Genomic DNA, 18061 nt, shown 5'->3' with positions numbered 1-18061 from the left:
CAGTGGGTCACCAGCACTATCGAACTGCCTTCAGTCATTGATACAGCGACGACCCAGCATCCCCCGAACGGCGCAGCCGCTGGCAGTGGCCTGGTCTCGTGCTGCCAGTAGAGGCATCCCCGCCGCGCTCGCCAACGTGCCCACAGACAGCTCAGCCGTCCCGCAACACTCCCTCGTCCATCGGCCTCCGAGACGCGTGACTTCACGTCAGGTCGGGTGTGGATCGAGCTGTCCCACGTCCTACGGCGCGAATATCTGCAGCTAGCGGCCGACGAACACAACGTGCGAGGCCCGTCCCACGTGATCGCCGCGGGACGGGCCTCCTGCACAGAACCGAACAGGTGGCCTACTCAGGGCGAGAAAGAGCTACGTGGGTGAATAGTGTGCGACTTCGTCCTCGGACATCTGAGTTGATCAAGCGGGTGAGGATTCTTCAATCCTCACCCGCTTTTTCGTTGATATCTCTACTCTTGCGCTCTGCCGCCTTATGCCGCGTCGCGTCCCTCCGAACGCCGTTCCACGAGACCACTCGGACGCTAAGATGCGCGAGGGTTCGACGGGGATATCCGTTGCCCCTTCCCTATCAAGCTGTCCGTCGAGGCAGAGGACTCGTTCTGGGTGCCCTCTTACCTGCACAGTCCACGACGTCCTTTGGGCCGCCGGGCAGGTCTCTGGACCTGACCAGCTAAACGCGGAATCCAGTTGCCTATCAGCATCGCAACAGAATCTCTCAACTACCTCATTCGCCTACCAACAGTTGTTGCACCCACTAACAGCTGTCCGCCCCAGGTGATAAGGCCACCCACCAAGCCAACAATCGCACCGGCGAGAAAGATGCCGCGCTGGGCTCCGGTCTCGCCTTCAAGCATCGTTAGGCTTGCCTGCTGAACCAAGACCCCATCAATTTTTCCCTGACCCACTTCTCTAGCAACGCCATTACTCGCGAACATCAAGCCGTTATTCGTCACAACACCGTTACTAGCGCTGTCAATCTTGAATTGCTCGTCGATTCGAAGATAGAATGCGCTCGACCAGGATACGGCCGAATCGGGCTTCACGAATCCCACTTCCGGCATCGTGAACGAAAGGCGGTGACCCCGCCTCGCCAATTGCGGATCAACCCCCTCCACCGAAGCCAGTCTTTCATTGACCTCCTTACCGAAGGCACACGCCGCTACTCGACGCACGGAACTTGGTATCGGTTCACCGGGCAGCCGATTCGCGATGTCCAGAATTTCCAACTCCACATCGAAGCAATTCGGCGAGCCGTCCGGAACATTAAATTTGAGAAATCCTCTTGCTGGCTCCCCAATTTTATCGGTCCAAGAATTGAAGCTAGCATCAGCAGCCACTGAAGGCAGCGTAAAAGTCAGGATTCGAGGCTTAGGTGGACGTGGATAATCCGGATACCCTGCCACATAAAGACTCCAAGCGACAAAAACTATTGAGATCCCCAAGGAGATGATCACCAGAGCTAGCGCTACAACAGGACCGCGACTCGACTTTTCTTCTCGCTGATCTTCGAATCCGACAGCATTAGCCCTAGAGAGAGTACCTCTCCTCTCGGGACGCACTTCTCGCGCGCGATATCCGCGATTCCGGCCTCTAAATAACGCGACAACTACCGCGCCGGCGGCGGCAACGAGGCCCCACGCCAGCCTTCGATGACTACCTCGACAGCGCCTCATGCCAGCCTCTCAGGACTCACTCAACTAGTTGTCTAAATTACGACGGTTACACCGGCCATCCCGTCGCAGGACGCGGGTTCTCAGGCTCCTGGCTGCCGTCGTTTCACCCAGATGATGTAGCCGCACGCCCCCTCTTCGCATTCTGCCGAACTAGACATTCGCAGCGCACAACACCAGTCGTCGCCAAGCAATCTGAACCAGCCGCTGACGCACCACCCAGTTAGCCGCGCTAACAGGCAGGAGAGTCTCGGCAGTTCCAGCCGTGGACGAACTCATCGCCGCAATCCTTCTCGATGGACCAACCATCCCGGGAGCCGCAGAGTCGCGCGTGCCATGGCTGAGTTGGTCTCACTCGCATACCTTCGGTCTGTGGAACCGTCCCGACGACACCGCTTCTGCCGAACTTCCCTACAGGTCTTTCTGCGCAACGGGACACGTTAGGTCGCACCTGTCCCCCTGTCCCCTAAGCGCCTACCAGCCAGCAAATTCCAACGACGAAACGCGCAAGGCCCGTCCCGCATGACCACGCGGGACGGGCTCGATGTGTCGGACAGGCCAGGCGGACCTACTCAGAGCCAGGAAGAACTACGTGGGTGAATAGTGTGCGACTTCGTCCTCGGACATCGGAGTTGATCAAGCGGATGAGGATTTTCAATCCTCATCCGCGTTTTCGTTCATGGCTTGAGCTTTCGTGATCTACACGTTCCTAAGCTGTCTCACGGCATCGGACACACTTGCTAGCGCTTCCGCAGCCTTACACCAAGTCCGGAACTTCACTTTGCTCACCGGTCGCGCAAAGTTACGGTAGGCATCGATGATACGCCGGAAGTGATCGACGGGATCGCCAGGCTCCGGCGCTTGGAGCAAGCCAACCACAGAAATAGAATCCCAGCCAGCACGGTTTGTGTCGTTACGAGTCGAAGCGATGAACTCGATCGAATCCGCGATCTCGTCTATGCGATAGATGACATGCTCGGCAAGCACCTCGCCAAGGTTCATCTGTTCGGCGATGCCGGAACCTTCGAGCAACGCGCGACCGACAGATAGAGGTCGTCACGCCACCTAGATCGACGACCTTCCCTGTCCGAGCGATCAGCGCGATGCCCGCCGCCACGCAACTCCGGTATTCCCGATAAACGGGAATATTGGAGCCCATGCAGAAATCCGATGACCGTCCAGCGCAACACCTCGCCGCATCTAGACGTCTCCAGGGCAAACGTCGTTCATCGGAGGAGGCGCGACATGACGAGCGGGCGCAAGAACGGCAGGCGGTGGAGACCGGTGACGCCCAAGAAGGCGGCGGCAGGACCACGAGCCGAGAAACATGCCGCCGTGACGGCTGTTCAGGTCCTGGAACGAGAGGAATCGGCAGAGGAGGCTAGAAATGAAGCAGGTCAGCCGGACCAGTCCTTTGCACTACCCGAACGGCCCAGCCAAGCGGTGGCGGGTGTGCTGCTCGCCTTGATCATCGTCTTCGGGCACCGGGCCGCGCCCGCCGTGCTCGACCCGACCACCGTACCGGCGAGGTGGTTGCCGGTCGTCGCTTGGGTTTGCGCGGTGACGGCCGGTGCCGCCGCTGCCACACTGACGACCCTCGTCTACAGCATGGTGTACTTCCGGGACTCCGAGCAGTCGCGGGCGTTTCTGAAGTGGGTTGCCCACGTCGCCGGTGTCGGCGCCGCGCTTGGTCTTCTGCTGGGACTGCGGGTCGCGTGGCCGCTGGTGGACGCCGGGAAGCCGTTCACCTTCCTCGATCTCATGAGCGAGGTGAGCAACACCGCCACGTTCATGACGCTGTTCATGATCGCGGTCGTTTGCTGGTGGCGTCTGTACCCGGTGGTCCGCAAGATCTCCCGTGCCAGCGCGCGGCAGCCCGGGACGGGGTTCTGGGCGCGGCCGCCGCGGTTCGTCGTCAACGGCCAGGTGGCGATCTGCCTGGGCATCGGGAACTTCACCGGGCTCTGGGTCACGCTGGCGGTCCTGCGGATGTTCGCCTGAGCGGCCGGGCGGAGCAGCACCGGATCCCCTCTCGGTCCGGGGCTGCTCCGCATCGCAGGACGCCGCTCGCCGGCCTCCAATAAGAAGTGCCTGCTGTGGCTTAGCCGGGTGACGCCTACCTCGCGTCCGTCGCGCTGCCGATGCCCTTCCTCGGCGTCGGTCAGGGGCTGGCTTTCACCCCGCTCACCAGTGCGGGCATCGCCGGTGTGCGGGCCGAGGATGCCGGCGCAGCCTCCGGCTTCGTCAACACCGCCCACCAGCTGGGCTCGACACTCGGCCTGGGGCGTTCTCGCGACCATCGCGGCCAACATTGGCACACCGCCGACCTCGACGACGCGTCCGCCGTCACCGCCCACGTGAGCGCCGCCCTCGTCAACCATGATGGCGCCACCGAGCACGCTCGTACGCAGCCATGTGAAGCATCAGGCTGCAGCACAGTCGTACGCGGGTGTGCGCTGCGCGGTGTTTCTGCCTTTCAGGCCTACCCAGCAACAGGCCTCAGCACGAGTGCGCCTGCGACGGTGGTTGTCGCGCAAGCTTGCAGCGTGCCAGCGAGCCGTTCGAACGAGCCCGCAGCAGCCAGGCACGCATCAGCGTTCCCGTCCTCTCCGGACGAGACTGCGGACACGCCAGCTAGCGCCGGGCGACGTGCCTACACAGAGGCATCCAGGGCTACGTGGGTGAATAGTGTGCGACTTCGTCCTCGGACACCAAAATGTCGCAAATTTGCGACGTCTACGTGGCAGGTGCTCAAGTCCACTTGAGCACCTGTTTTGCGTTCCCGTGCCACCTGCGGGTGGCGTTCGATGACCGTTTCCTACATCCGCCCGATCGTCCCGGACACGGCCCCAGGAAAAGCGCCGGACACCGCGTCCCGCGCCGCTGCGCAGCCTCTTCCACTCATCGCGGTCCCCGCGTCACACCACAGCGGCTGACGAACGTCCTGTACCGGATCGCCGCTGTCGACCACCGTGGACGAGCCACAGACCGCCACGTCACAGCAGCGCTGGACTGGAACGCGGGCACCCGCCTCAGCATCCACGAACACAACGGCCTGCTGGTCGTCAACGCCGACCCGCACGGCCTGTTCACCCCGACCAAACAGAGCTACCTCCGGCTACCCGCAGACACACGACGCGTCGCGGGCGTGAGCGTCGGCGATCGGGTGCTCCTGACCGCCCACGTCAACCGTCAGACCGTGACGGTGTTCCCGCCGACCGCCCTGGACGAATCCGGACCGAGATCGAGGCGGTCAGGGAAGTCCTCGCCAGGCTCAAGACCCTGTGCAAGCAGCTGCTGGACTCTACGCGCGAAGCCGTCTGACCCGAGGTGATGGCCGACCTGCGCCGCAAGATCCTTCCCGACTACTGACGCACCGAGCAGTTGCCCCAGTGGGCACGACCGGGCATGCGTTGACGCGGCGACTTCCGGACCGCGGTGGTCGGCAACTCTATGCCGCCCGAGAAGTCACTACTGCAGCGCCACATCTACACGGCCAGCTAATTGGCCCTCTAGTTTGGCGGCGAGCTATCCATACGCACGTGAACACACAAACAGCGCAAGCTTGCTACCCGTGGGGGTTCAAGTCCCCTCTCGGACATAACATTACCCACATTGGCCGTGAGATTGATGGAAACATCAGCCTCACGGCCAATGTGCGTATCGAGGAATTGCAGGTCAAGCCGCTTGTAGAGGTCAGCGAGTCCCTCCGGCTTGGCTCCCACCAGCTTGGCGCCCACGTCGCCGAGCGCATCGATCATGGCGTGGATCTCGGCACCCTCGAACCGCCCGCGCGGTCGGCACGTCCACGAGTTCGGCCTGAGCAACCGCCCGACTCGCCTGAGCCTCGGCCACCGATCGGACAGAGGCCGCTGCCCGATCAGGCGCGAGGTTGCGGGCGGAGAGATGGGCGATCACCGCAGCGAACACGCACTGGCGTCGAGACCACGACGGGGCAGCGCAAGTGGTATCAGACCGGCGGCTAACGGTCTTCCAGCCACGGACGACGTAGACCGCATGGCGCAGGCATCCTCGCGATGGTCCGATGCATGTGGGCTTCACTGGTTGATGAGCTGCGCGGCCACCTGGAATGCGGGCTTCGCGGGATGCTCACCGAGGACGTCGTGCGGTTCGCCACCGCCAAAGCGTTGGTGGCACATGGTATCGAGGCGACAACGCTGTGGGCCGAGGCGCCAAACCCGACGTTGAAGGGCTCCCGCGTCGACCTCGCGGTCGGGCGGCCCCGCCCGAGCGCGTTGATCGAGTTCAAGTTCCCTCGAGAGCCGAACGTGATGAATGCGGCGTGGACCATGGCTTTGGGCGAGGTTCTCAAAGACTTCTACCGCCTGGCCTCCTATCCCGGCGACGTCGATCGGATCTTCGTTCACGTCGAGAGCGGCCCCTTGCGCCGCTACCTGGCCGGTGTCGCACGACGCTGCGGCGTCGATCTGGACACCGATGGTGTCGAACTCGTGCCTACCGCCGTCGCCGGCCTACCCGCCACGGCCCTGAAGGCCATCGGCACCGACCTGGCCCGACATCGCGTCACAGCGACTCGTGTCGCTGTCATACCCATCGACGACACCCTGCGCCTGAGCGTCTACCGGGTCGCCCCGCTCGCCGACGCGCGGACCAGAGACCATCCCGAGCCGAGCGACCGATGCCGCCGTTAGAAACCGCGTGGCATACGGCTGGAACGACAAGCGGCATCGTCCCTGCGACGCGCACTGCCAGAGACGGTGCACGCCGTGAGATTCTCGACGCGGTCCGAGCCGCGCTGGCCAAGTCTGGCGCTTCGACCTTCACACTGGCAGAGGTGCTCAACGAGATGTCTCGCCGGAACACCGGCTATGCGGCCAACACTATCCGCACGATGTTCACTTCGCACCTGTGCCGCAACGCCCCCGATCATGCCTCCGTCACCTACGCCGACTTGGAACGTGTGGACCGCGGCGTCTACCGGTTGGCGATCGACTGAATAGCGTGCAGGCCGTAGTTCTCTCTCCGAACAGCTGACGTTCACCACGGAAGATGTCCTTGAGCGCGTTCAAGCTGTTGGGGACCTGTTCGCGCCCGTCGTGCAAGAGAGGTCCGCACTGTCCGGCTGACCAGGCTCGTCGGTTCCAACCTGGCCCGGCGTCACCGAAAGCCACCGAGCGCATGCCGACCTTCCGATCTCCGGTCTATGGTTTCCCAATGGTTGTTCTACAGCCGGGAGCAATGGGTGGGACATCGGTCGCTTCGGTTGCTGAACTGGCAGCAACCTCCGGGGACTGGCTCGTGCAGTACAGCGACTTCTGTCGACGGGTCACGGCCGAGCGCGTGATCGAAGGACATGGCCGCAGGTGGCGGATCGGCCTCACTCCCATCACCGCCGAAGTGATCGCGTTGATGATCTGGTCAGGCGACGTCGTCGTGGAGCACCTCCGGGGCTCGGAGGCGACTATGTGTGCGTACGCCAGCCTTCGAGAAGCCGACCTTGCTTCGTCCGCTCGTCGAGCCTCGGCCGCCGGATCACGAATGGAAGTCGACACTTCCGGGAACCTGAGGTCTTCAAGGGCGTGCGAGCCAGATCCGGGCGTCCAACGGATCCGATAAGGAACGGCGTTCTCTCACGATGAAGACACGGAGCAAGGGATTCTGGATTCTCGTTGTGCTCGGCCTCTTGCTGGCAGGGGTGGCCGCAGGCGTTGTCGGCTACTTCCTGCAGCAGGCGACCGGCCAGTTCTGAGTGCGGTACCTGCCCCTGTCCGTCGTCATCGCCGCGACTGTGGTCGTGTTCTCCCGCGCGGGACTGATTCCGCCGAAGAAATGAGCTCGTGGAATGCGCATGCCGAGCCTAAGCCCGACTTACGCCTCGACGTTGCCCGGTCTGCCACCATCCACGGTTGATCAGCAGCACCAGTTCTCCGGTTGTGCGTCTTGCCTGGAGATCCTCGTGGGCCCGCCGGGCGTGCGCCAACGGGTATCGATGACCGATTCGGATCTCCAGAGCACCCGACTCGATGGCACGGAACACCGAGTTCGCGTGGTGTTCGAGCTCCTCACGGGTCACGATGTAGTCGTACAACGACGGCCGCGTCAGGTACAGGGAGCCGTTGCTGAACAGCCTTTGCGGATCTACCGGGAGCGCTTGGCCGCTGGCCGCACCGAAGAGCACGAGCGTTCCGCGCTGCCCTTCGACCACCGGGTGATCGACGGCCAGGAAGGCTCGCAGGTGCTCTCTGACACGGCGGCGTTGCTCACCGAACCCGGACTGGCCCTGCTGTAGGGCTCACCGCTCCTGATCGTGCGGCTGAGCGGACAACGCGTCGCGCAGTGCGGCCCTGGAGGAGACTCCCAGCTTGGGGAAGATCTGGTAGAGGTGCGTGCTGATCGTCCGCGAGGACAGGAACAGGCGCGCCCCGATCTCCTTGTTGGTCAGGCCGCTCGCCGCGAGCTCCGCGATCTCGCGCTGCTGCGGTGACAGCGTGCCGCCCTTGCCCGTGCCGGTCCGCAGTTCGTGGCGGGCTCGTGCCGCCCACGGTTCCGCTCCGAGCTGCTCGAACGTCTCCAATGCCTCGGTCAGCTGCCGGCGCGCGTCGGCCTGAGCCTTGGCGCGGCGGAGCTGTTCGCCGTACGCGAGCTGGATCCGGGCACGGTCGAACTGCCAGAGGGCCGCCCCCTCGACCGACAGCGCGGCGTCGAAGAGAGCCGGTTCGAACGAGCTCGCGGCCATCGCCCGCGCACCAGCGGTGATCATGGCGAGCCTCGGGGAGAGCCCAACCAGTTCGCCGGCGGCGGACACGTGGCTTGCCGCGACTTCACGCCGCCCTCGGCGCAACGCCGCGTCGGTGAGATCGAGGACCGTCCACAGCGCGTGCGGCACGTGCGAGGCCAGCGCGCCAGGTGGACTCACGAACCCGACGTGGTGCAGTGCGGCGGGGTGGTCGCCGTCGGCGAGCGCGGCCATCGTCCTGACGTGGGCGGCATATGCCTGTACGGCACCGACTCGGCGTGGGGCCGCCCAGCGTTCCATCTGGTCGGCGAGCGCGTGGGCGTTGTCCGTTTCACCGCGGCAGGCGGCGATCATGGCCTGGATGAACGTGCCGGGCCACGACAGGAGCCGGTAGTCGTTGGTACGGCTCAGTTCCAGCCCTTCCTGGCACAGTTCGAGGGCCTCGTCCCACTCCCCCGTCAGATAAGCGTGGTTGGCCAGCAGGAACAACGCCTGGATCGCCGCTGTGACCGCGCCGCCGGAGCGGCCGTCGCGCACCACGCGGCGCAGTGCGGGCCGGCAACCGCCGAGCCGGTCCAGGTAGGAGGCGGCGAGTCCGGTCCGGACGATGCGGACGGGGTCGTTCTCGCCGGGCAGATCCGTGATGGCGGCGTCGAGGCGGGCGAGCGCGGAAGCACCGGTCCTGACTGGGTCGCGAAAGGTGTCACGCTGCAAGGCGAGCAGCGGCGGAACCTCCGGTGCCAGGTGGGTGAGCGCGGCGTCGAAGAACGACCAGAGAGCCGGGCGTCCGCCGAAGAAGCACAGAAGCAACAACGTGTGCAGGGCTTCGATCAACGCGGGATCGGTGGCGTTGTACGGGCGCGGCAGCATGTCGATGGAGCTGCTCAGCAGGCGGTGTGCGGTGTCGAGATCACCGTCGCCGTTGAGCAGCAGGTGCGCGGCGGCGACCGTGATCTCCATCGACCCGGAGGCGGTGGGGTCCGCGACGCGGGCGGCGGCGAGCAGGCGGGGCACGTGCCGCAGGTGGCCCGTGACGTTCGAGCCCAGGTAGGCGGCCATGGCCAGGCGTCGTGCGCGGTCAGGGCCGTTGGCGCCGAGTTCGGCCGAGCGGGTCAGGCCCGCGACGGCACCGGTGGAGTCGCCGCGGTTGAGGCTCTGGTGAGCGGCCCATTCCAGCAGCTTGGCCACTTCCTCGTCGGGGCCGAGCGTGGCCTCGGCAAGGTGCCAGGCACGGAGTTCAGGGCGGTCGACGAGCTGGTCAGCGAGCGTCTGGTGTGCCTGTCGCCGTTCCTGCGCGGTCGAGATGTCCACGACGGCCGACCTGGTCAGCGGGTGCCGGAACGTCAGCCTGCCCCGGTCGACGCGGATGAGACCGACGCGCTCAGCCGGACCGAGATGTTCCAAGCCGCCCGGCCCGAACGCGCCGAGGAACCTCGCTGGATCCCCGATTCGGTCAAGTGCCGCGATCAGCAGCAAAACCCGCGTGGCGTCCGGCAGCTTGCGCACCCGGTCGGCGAACAGCCGCTGAAGTCGTCCGGTGATGGGCAGCACCTCCGGCAGCTCCGCTTCGGCGGTCTGCTGCTCGCCGGTCAACGCCACCGGAAGTTCCAGCAGCGCAAGAGGGTTGCCTCGCGCCTCGTTCCGCAGTCTCCTGCGCACGGACGCGGCCATCGCCGGGAACCGGTGCCGCAGCAGCTCTTCGGCAGCGTCGTCGGCCAGCGGGCTGAGCACGTACGCAGGCAGGTCGTCCTGGTCGAAGAAGCTCGCCTCGTCCACACGAGACGCCGCCAGGAAGCCCACCCGGCTACCGCGCAGCCTCCTCGCCACGAATCCCAGCGCACCCGCGCTCGGCCGGTCGAGCCAGGACAGGTCGTCGACGATCACCAGCACTGGCCCTGATTCCGCGGTCTCCAGCAGCAGCGAGAACGCGGCGTGCGCGATGACGATCGGCTCGTCTGCTCGCTCATCGCTCAGACCGATCGCGGCCCGCAGCGCCCGTGCCTGGGTCTTTGGCAATGCGTCCAGCTTCTTCACCAGCGGGTACAGCACCTGGTGCAAACCCGCGAAGCTCAGCCCGGCCTCGAACTGCGACCCAGTCGCCCGCAGCACCAGGGTGCCGCGCTGCCGTGCGTGGGCCGCGGCGAACTCCAGCAACTCGGTCTTGCCGATGCCCGCTTCACCGGACAGCAGGAGGGCGCCGCCTTGCGTGGACGCGCTGTCGACGAACGCCCGTACGCGTTCGATGTCTTCCTCGCGCCCCACCAGTTCCATGACCGGTGAGTGTAAGTCGCACAGCACATACGTCACGACAAACCGTCATCTGACGTATGTGGCGGCCGCCGCGCGAACGTAGCTTTCGAGCCAACGAATTCCCATCCCCTCGCAGGAAGAAGCTGTCATGGCTCCCGTGCACAACGTCGTTCTCGTCCACGGCGGTTTCGTCGATGGTTCCGGCTGGCAGGGTGTGTACGACCTGCTGACCGAGGACGGCTTCACCGTCAGCATCGTGCAGAACCCGACCCTCTCGCTCGAAGACGACGTAGCCGTCACCAAGCGGACGCTCGACAAGCTGAACGGCCCGGCCGTCCTCGTCGGCCACTCCTACGGCGGCGTCGTCATCTCCGAGGCGGGTACGCACCCGAACGTCGCGACGCTGGCATACATCGCGGCGTTCGCGCCGGACAAGGACGAATCGGTCAACACCCTGATCGCCAACCCCGCGCCCGGTGCGCCGGTGCCGCCGATCCTGCCGCCGGTCGACGGGTTCCTGTTCCTGGACCGCGCCAAGTTCGCCGACTCGTTCGCCGCCGACCTGCCGCCGAAGCAGGCCGCGTTCATGGCCGACTCCCAGGTTCCGTGGGGTGTCGACGCGCTGGGTGGAGCCGTCACCGAGCCGGCGTGGCGGGTCAAGTCCAGCTGGTACCTCGTCGCCACCGACGACCGCATGATCCCGCCGCCGGCCCAGCGCGCCATGTCCGAGCGTGCGGGCGCCACCGTCACCGAGACGCCGGGCAGCCACTCGATCTACGTCTCCAACCCCAAGGCGGTTGCCGACCTCATCAAGCAGGCCGCCGGGCACTGACCCATCCCATCCCATCCCATCCCATCCCATCCCCCAGGAGCAACACCGTGAAGCGTCCATTCAGGAGACTGGCGGCATTCACCGTCGCCGCACTGCTCCCCGTGGCGCTGATGCTCGGCGGCGGTCCCGCCAGCGGCAGCGCCAGCCACACCAAGCCGACCGTCGTCCTGGTCCACGGCGGCTGGGCCGACTCCTCCGGCTGGAACGACGAGATCAGCCGCCTGCAGGAGGCCGGATATCCGGTCATCGCGCCCGCCAACCCGTTGCGCGGCCTCTCTTCTGATGCCGCCTACGTCCGCAGCGTGCTGCAAACCATCACCGGACCGGTCGTGCTGGTCGGGCACTCCTACGGCGGGGCTGTGATCACCAACGCCGCGGTGGGCGCCCCGAACGTGAAGGCGCTCGTCTACATCGCGGCCTTCGCACCGGACAGCGGAGAGTCGCTGGCCCAGCTCGTCACGAAGAACCCCGGCACCAAGATCACCCCTGACGCGCTCCTCGAACGGCCGTACCCCCTGCCCGGCGGCGGCACGGGCACGGACCTCTACATCAAGGAGTCCGTCTTCCGCGAGGCGTTCGCCGGCGACCTCCCCTCCCGCACCACCCGGCTGATGCAGGCCACCCAGCGGCCGTTCTCCGTGGCCGCGTTCACCGAGGCCTCCGCGGCACCTGCCTGGAAGTCCGTTCCGTCCTGGTACCTGGTGGCCACGAAGGACAACGCCATTCCTCCGGCCACGCAGCGCTTCATGGCACAGCGCGCCCGTGCCACCACCGCAGACGTCGCGGCGTCACACGTTCCGATGATGTCGCGACCTGCGGAGACGACCGCGCTGATCCTGAAGGCAGCTCGCTCGGTCAGGTGAGTCGAGCTACCCTGGGGTTGAAAGTGACTTCACTTTCAACCCTAGGAGGCGCAGCAGTGACCCTGTCCAAGTCCGACCGCACGGCAGAGGAGTTCAAGGCCGCGGCTCGGCGCGTGTTCGCCAGGCAGGGCTACACCGCCACGAAGATCACCGACATCACCGCGGAGGCCGGCCGGGCCACCGGCGGCATCTACCGCTACTTCGACTCCAAGGCCGCGGTGCTGCGAGCACTCGCCGACGACTTCCTGCAGGCGCGGCATGAGAACGTCGTGCACTCGTCCGGCCACGGCCATCGGATGGAAACCGAGCAGGACGTGCGTGATCACGTCAAGGCGTACTGGAAGTCCTACGGCGCCCATCTGGCGGAGATGGTCGCGATCTACGAGGCCGCGGTCGCCGACGAGGAGTTCGCCGAGGTGCAGAGGAAGATCCGGGCCAAGGACCTCACGATCTGGGGCGACCACATCAAGGAGCTCCGGGAGCACATCGGCAAGCCCGGCGGTGATCCGGCGGCGCTCGCCACCATGGTCGTGAGCCTGCTGGAGAGCTACTGCTACGCCACGCTGCACCTCGGCAAGGGCGGTACGCGCGAGAACGTCGACACGCTCGCCGGTTTCGTCTACGGCGGCATCACGAACTGATCGTTCAGGACTCCGTGCGCGCCGCGCCGTAGAGCTTCTTCGACTCGTTCTGCTGGCCGAGCTTGCGCAGGGAGCTGAACAGCGCGTCACCGAGCACGGTGCCGACCACGGCCTGCTCCACAATGGACTCCGGCGCCTCCGGGGCGCTCAGGGTAGCGAGATCGAGCTGTGCCACCTGGGCCGCCAGCTCGACGTAGCCGCCGAACTCCTCCAGCAAGCCACCGTGCCCGATCTCCCGGAACGTGCACAGCACCCGGACGATCGCGTCCGTCGACCTGTCCTCCGGCTCGATGACCCAGTCGACCCTCCGCGCGGCCTCCTGCAGCAGGGACAGCGCCCACGCGCGGTCTTCGTCATCGACCTCGCTCTTCAGCGTGATCAAGGTGCTGTGCGCGACGTCGAGGATGTCGATCGTGGGCGCCTTGCCGTCGATGGCCTGCGCGACGTCGCGAACTTCCGCGATGGAGAGGCCCCCGATGTCGAGGAGCGCGCGGACCAGCTTGAGCCGCTGCACGTGCGTCTGGTCGTACCGCGCCTGGTTCGGGCTCGTGTACTCACCCGGCGGCATGATGCCTTCGCGCTGGTAGTACCTGATCGTCGGGATCGGGACGCCCGACTCCCGACTCAGCTCCGTCATGCGCACGCGCACGTTCTCCTCGTCTTGCGACCGGCAGCCCACAGCCCGGCCCCTCGGTGATCAGCTCAATCTACCCCGCTCCTTGCAGCTCGAATATCCATAGTCTAACTTCACGCTATCTATAGTGTCACTACTCATTTAGGGCGGAGTACCTTGACCACGCTGTCTGAGCTGCGCGAACGCACCCATGACTGGCACCGGCCGATGCTGGCGGTGGCCGTCGTCATGGCGGGACTCGCGGCTGTGTCGGTCGCAGGGCTGTTCCTCGACGACCGGGTGCTGCTCGGCGCGCCGATCTGGCTCAAGCCGTTCAAGTTCGCCGTGTCCAACTCGGTCTACGCCGTGACCTGGGCCTGGCTGTTCTCGCTGTTGAGGACCAACCGGAGGCTCGCCAACGGCACGACCAACGTGCTGGTCGCGATCATCTACCTGGAGTTCGTGCTGATCCTGATCCAGGTCGTGCGCGGACGACCCAGCCACTTCAACTTCTCCACCCCGGCGGACTCGGTCATCTACTCGATCATGGGTATCTCGATCGGTGTGCTGTGGACCGGCGCGCTGATCCTGACGATCCTCGTGCTCCGGACGCCGATCGCCGACATCGCCAGCCGCTGGACGCTGCGCCTCGGCGCCGGGATCTCACTGGTGGGCATCAGTCTGGGCGCACTCATGGTCACGCCCACGTCGTCGCAGGTGAGGTCGATGAGCGACGGCACCTTCCAGGGCATGGTCGGCGCTCACACGGTCGGGTCTGCGGACGGCGGACCGTCGATGCCGCTCACCGGCTGGAGCACCACGGGTGGCGATCTGCGGATTCCGCACTTCTTCGGCATGCACGCCCTGCAGGCCCTGCCGATCGTGCTCGCGTTGCTGACCCTGCTCGCCACCCGCGTCCCCCGGCTGCGCGCCGCCGAGACCAGGGCTCGCCTGATCATCGTCGCCGCAGGGGGCTACGCGGGCGTCCTGGCCCTGGTCACGTGGCAGGCCGAACGAGGGCAGGCACTCATCCGGCCGGACGCGTTGACGCTGACCGCGCTCGGCGTGCTGGTGCTGGCAGTCGGGATCGCTGCGGTGTGGGCGCTCGCCAGGCCCGTCCACACCGCGGCACAGCGGGGGTGATCAGCTCGCCACCGTGCTCCCACCGAGGAACAGCTCGCCGATCTCCTCGTTGGCCAGCAGCCCTGCCGCGGTGTCTGCCAGCAACACCCGCCCGCTCTCCATCACGACCCCGTGCGTCGCGAGGCCCAGGCCGAACCTGACGTTCTGCTCCACCACCAGGATCGTCATGCCGGCCGCTCGCATGGTGTTCACCGATTCGCTGACCAAGCTGAGCGATCTGGGGTCCAGGCCGAGGGACGGCTCGTCGAGGAGAACCACTCGCGGGTCGACCATCAATGCGCGGGCGAATTCCACCATGCGGCGCTGGCCGCCGGACAGATTGCCGGCAGGCTGACTCGCTCGCTCGGCGATGATCGGGAACATCGCGACCAGCTCTTCGTACCGGCGGCGCAGCAACGCCTTGTCGCGCCGCCGGACGTAGCCGCCGAGCAGGACGTTCTCCCGCACGGTCATCGCCGGGAACAGACCGTTCTGCTGCGGGACCTGCACGACCCCCGCGCTCAGCACGTCCGCCGGGTGCAGGCCGCTGATCACCCTGTCCCCCAGGCGGATCTCCCCGGCGCGCGGCTTCAGCAGGCCGCTGATCGTGCGCAGCACCGTTGACTTCCCAGCGCCGTTCGGCCCGACGACGCACGTCACCGAGCCTTCCTCCACCACGTGGTGCAGTCCCTGGAGCACGTCTCCCCCGCCGTAACCGGCGAACACGCCGTCGAGGGTGATCATGAGCTCGTCCCGTGCAGTTCGCGGTATCCCTCGCCGAGGTAGGCGTCGAGCACGAGCGAGTTCTGCTGGATCTCGCGCGGTGTGCCGGACGCGATGCAGGAGCCGTTCGCCAGCACGTGCACCGAGTCGCACAGGCTCAGCACCAGGGGCATGTTGTGCTCCACGATCAGGAAGGTGGTTCCGGACTGGTTGAGTCGGCGGATCAGTCCCGCCAACTGCTCGATCTGGGTCGGGTTGATGCCGCCCGCCGGTTCGTCGAGCAACACGAGTTCCGGGTCGGGCATCAGCACCTGGGCCAGCTCCACGAGCTTCTGCTGACCGTAGGAGAGGCTGGAGGCAGGCCGATCCGCGTAGTCCGCGAGACCGACGAAGTCGAGCAACTCCTGAGCCTTTCCCGGTCGGCGGGCTCCGACCAGGACGTTCTCCAGCACGGTGAGTCTGGGGAACAACCTGGTCAGTTGATAGGTGCGGGCGAGGTCCCTGTCCCATCTGGGCAACCCATCGATCCGGTTGCCGCGCAACGAAATCGTGCCACCGTCGGCGCGCAGATCGCCGTCGATCAGGTTGAACGCCGTGGTCTTGCCAGAGCCGTTCGGGCCGATCAGCCCTGTGATCGAGCCTCGCATGACGGTGAAGGAGGTTCCGTCGAGCACGCGCAGTCCACCGAAGCTCTTGCGCAGTCCGGCCACTTCCAGCAGCGGCTCATCGGTCTGCTGAGTCCGCGCGGCGACCTCGACTGGACGATGGTCGAGCCGTTTGCCGACCGGCGCTGTCACCGGTGTCCGGACCAGCCGCTTCCTGATCTCCGGCAGGATGCCGTGCGGCAGGAACAACACCACGATCAGCAACACACCGCCGAAGAGCACCAGTCGCCACGCTCCGGCGTCGGGTCCGGTGAACTGCTGGTTGGTCCACTGCGAGAACGGTTCGACGAGCACGGCGCCCAGGACCGGACCCCACAGCGTGCCGGCGCCACCGAGCAGGGCCGCCAGGACGAGCGTGATGCTGGTGATGATCGTGAACATCGCCTTGGGATCGAGGAAAGACAGGTAGTAGCCGTAGATCCCGCCCGCGACACCGATGGGCACGCTGCTGGCGACGAACGCGAGCAGCTTGTAGCGCGGTGTGTTGACACCCAGGCCGGCCGCCTTCTCCTCGTCGTCGCGGATCGCCAGCAGACCGATGCCGAACCGGCTGCGGCGGATCCACCACGACAGCGCCAGGGTCAGCACCAGCACGCCGAGCAGTGCGTAGAAGAACGGCCAGTTCGCGAGGGAGCGGTCCCAGTCCGGGATCGCCAGGACGAGGCCGTGGCTTCCGTTGGTCAGCGACGTCCAGTTCACCGCGACGATGCCGAGCAACGCGAGCAGCGCGAAGGTCACGATGATGAACACCGTGCCCCTGGCGCGTGCCGTCACCATGCCGAGCAACGCCGCGAGAACGCCTGCCGCGACACCGCCGAGCGGCGCGGTGAGGAAGGGCGAGACGCCCCACGCGTTGGCGAGGATCCCCGAGGTGTAGGCGCCGACGCCGAGGAAAGCGCTCTGTCCCAACGAGATGTAACCGGTGTATCCGCCCATGATGTTCCACCCGCTGGCCATGATCGCCAGCAGTAGCACCATGATCAGCATGTTCTGGTAGTAGCTGTTGGCGACCAACGGCGGCACGGCGGCGACCACCGTCAGCGAGCCCAGCGCGAGAAGTGGCTTCATACCGCCATCACGTCCTTTCGGACCGCACGACCGAAGATCCCTTGTGGACGCAGCAACAGCACGAGGATGATCAGGACGAACGGCACCGCGGTGGCCCACGCACTGGAGACGTACGTTGTGGTGAAGGTCTCCGCGAGCCCGAACAACAGCCCCCCGGCCAGCCCTCCTGCGAGGCTGCCCATCCCGCCGAGCACCACGATCGCGAGCCCGATGCCGATCCACCGGTCACCGGAGTCCGGCATGAAGGGCGCGAGCACCGCCACGATCGCCCCGGCCGCGCCGGTCAGCGCGACGCCGATCGCGTAGGTCGCGAGGCTCACCCGCTCAACGCGGATACCGGTCAGAGTCGCCCCGCTCGGGTTCGCAGCGGCCGCCCGCACTCCCCTGCCGAGCCAGGTCCGGTTCAGCACCAAGTACAGGGCTCCGAGCAGGACGCAGGCGATCACGAACCCGATCGCCTGCACGGTCGGGATCACAACACTCCCGACCCGGACCGCGGAGTTCACGTAAGACGGTGTCACGTTGTGCGGCTCCGCGCCCCAGATCAAGGCGAGCACCCCTTCGATGATCATCGCGAGCGCGAGCGTCGCCAGGATGATCGACGCCTCGCCACCGCGGGCCGCGAACCGCATCAACCCCTGGTAGAGCACGCACCCGACGAGGAACAACACCAGGCACACCAACGGAATGGCGAGGAACGGGTCGAGTCCGGTGGACTGCCAGATCGTGTAGGTGAGGAACGCCGCGAAGACCATGAGACCGCCGTGCGCCAAGTTCACGATCCGCATGACCCCGAAGATCAGCGTCAGACCGGACGACGCCAACGCGTACACGCCGCCGACGAGCAACCCGAAGACCAGCGTCTGCAGGAAGGTGCCCAC

Annotated in this window: 15 protein-coding genes and 1 pseudogene; 7 read left to right on the top strand and 9 right to left on the bottom strand. The window is 66.0% G+C overall.

Annotated features, from left to right (window positions below; genetic code table 11):
• Positions 1–734: 734 nt before the first annotated feature.
• Positions 735–1352, bottom strand: a complete 618-nt coding sequence (locus ACQEU1_RS03990; RefSeq protein WP_433196315.1) for a hypothetical protein — start codon at positions 1350–1352, stop codon at positions 735–737.
• 1032 nt (positions 1353–2384) lie between these two features.
• Positions 2385–2717: a hypothetical protein gene (locus tag ACQEU1_RS03985; protein WP_433196313.1), complete on the bottom strand. Its 333-nt coding sequence runs from the start codon at positions 2715–2717 to the stop codon at positions 2385–2387.
• Positions 2718–2969: 252 nt separating this feature from the next.
• On the opposite strand from ACQEU1_RS03985, the gene ACQEU1_RS03980 reads away from it, so the two are divergent.
• Positions 2970–3686: a hypothetical protein gene (locus tag ACQEU1_RS03980; RefSeq protein ID WP_433196311.1), complete on the top strand. Its 717-nt coding sequence runs from the start codon at positions 2970–2972 to the stop codon at positions 3684–3686.
• Between the two features lie 1511 nt (positions 3687–5197).
• Here the strand turns inward: ACQEU1_RS03980 and ACQEU1_RS03975 are convergent.
• Complete coding sequence (locus ACQEU1_RS03975; protein ID WP_433196309.1) at positions 5198–5446, bottom strand: hypothetical protein; 249 nt, start codon at positions 5444–5446, stop codon at positions 5198–5200.
• A 288-nt stretch (positions 5447–5734) separates the two neighbouring features.
• On the opposite strand from ACQEU1_RS03975, the gene ACQEU1_RS03970 reads away from it, so the two are divergent.
• A complete protein-coding gene (locus ACQEU1_RS03970; protein WP_433196307.1) occupies positions 5735–6358 on the top strand; it encodes a hypothetical protein in 624 nt (207 codons plus the stop codon).
• Positions 6346–6663: a DUF7669 domain-containing protein gene (locus tag ACQEU1_RS03965; RefSeq protein WP_433196305.1), complete on the top strand. Its 318-nt coding sequence runs from the start codon at positions 6346–6348 to the stop codon at positions 6661–6663. Before ACQEU1_RS03970 ends, ACQEU1_RS03965 begins: the two co-directional genes overlap by 13 nt.
• An 861-nt stretch (positions 6664–7524) precedes the next feature.
• Here ACQEU1_RS03965 and ACQEU1_RS03960 read toward each other — a convergent pair.
• Positions 7525–7857: pseudogene (locus ACQEU1_RS03960) on the bottom strand (zinc-binding dehydrogenase); the annotation flags it as partial.
• Between the two features lie 102 nt (positions 7858–7959).
• Positions 7960–10674, bottom strand: a complete 2715-nt coding sequence (locus ACQEU1_RS03955) for a helix-turn-helix transcriptional regulator (protein ID WP_433196303.1) — start codon at positions 10672–10674, stop codon at positions 7960–7962.
• A 127-nt stretch (positions 10675–10801) separates the two neighbouring features.
• Here ACQEU1_RS03955 and ACQEU1_RS03950 point away from each other — a divergent pair, with 127 nt between their 5' ends.
• From ACQEU1_RS03950 to ACQEU1_RS03940, 3 genes are read left to right on the top strand one after another with little or no spacing between them, the layout of a single operon-like run.
• On the top strand, positions 10802–11485 hold the full coding sequence (locus ACQEU1_RS03950) for an alpha/beta hydrolase (RefSeq protein WP_433196301.1): 684 nt from the start codon (positions 10802–10804) through the stop codon (positions 11483–11485).
• Positions 11486–11532: 47 nt separating this feature from the next.
• On the top strand, positions 11533–12348 hold the full coding sequence (locus ACQEU1_RS03945; RefSeq protein WP_433196299.1) for an alpha/beta fold hydrolase: 816 nt from the start codon (positions 11533–11535) through the stop codon (positions 12346–12348).
• Positions 12349–12404: 56 nt separating this feature from the next.
• Entirely contained in the window at positions 12405–12989 is a 585-nt protein-coding gene (locus ACQEU1_RS03940; RefSeq protein ID WP_433196297.1) for a TetR/AcrR family transcriptional regulator, read from the top strand.
• Between the two features lie 4 nt (positions 12990–12993).
• Here ACQEU1_RS03940 and ACQEU1_RS03935 read toward each other — a convergent pair whose 3' ends face one another.
• Positions 12994–13626 carry a MerR family transcriptional regulator gene (locus tag ACQEU1_RS03935; protein WP_433196295.1) on the bottom strand — a complete coding sequence of 211 codons (633 nt, stop codon included), beginning with the start codon at positions 13624–13626 and terminating at the stop codon, positions 12994–12996.
• 153 nt (positions 13627–13779) lie between these two features.
• On the opposite strand from ACQEU1_RS03935, the gene ACQEU1_RS03930 reads away from it, so the two are divergent.
• Positions 13780–14745 (top strand): hypothetical protein, encoded by a 966-nt coding sequence (locus ACQEU1_RS03930; RefSeq protein ID WP_433196293.1) that lies wholly within the window; start codon positions 13780–13782, stop codon positions 14743–14745.
• Here ACQEU1_RS03930 and ACQEU1_RS03925 read toward each other — a convergent pair whose 3' ends face one another.
• From ACQEU1_RS03925 to ACQEU1_RS03915, 3 genes are read right to left on the bottom strand one after another with little or no spacing between them, the layout of a single operon-like run.
• Positions 14746–15468: an ABC transporter ATP-binding protein gene (locus ACQEU1_RS03925; protein ID WP_433196291.1), complete on the bottom strand. Its 723-nt coding sequence runs from the start codon at positions 15466–15468 to the stop codon at positions 14746–14748. It abuts the gene before it with no gap.
• Positions 15465–17180, bottom strand: coding sequence for a branched-chain amino acid ABC transporter ATP-binding protein/permease (locus ACQEU1_RS03920; RefSeq protein WP_433196289.1), 1716 nt, complete (start codon positions 17178–17180; stop codon positions 15465–15467). Before ACQEU1_RS03920 ends, ACQEU1_RS03925 begins: the two co-directional genes overlap by 4 nt.
• A complete protein-coding gene (locus ACQEU1_RS03915; RefSeq protein WP_433196286.1) occupies positions 17177–18061 on the bottom strand; it encodes a branched-chain amino acid ABC transporter permease in 885 nt (294 codons plus the stop codon). Before ACQEU1_RS03915 ends, ACQEU1_RS03920 begins: the two co-directional genes overlap by 4 nt.

This window comes from Lentzea sp. CA-135723 (assembly GCF_050936595.1).
Lineage (GTDB): Bacteria > Actinomycetota > Actinomycetes > Mycobacteriales > Pseudonocardiaceae > Lentzea.
The sequence above is the reverse complement of the archived record's forward strand: the minus strand, read 5'-3'. Positions and strand labels throughout refer to the sequence as shown.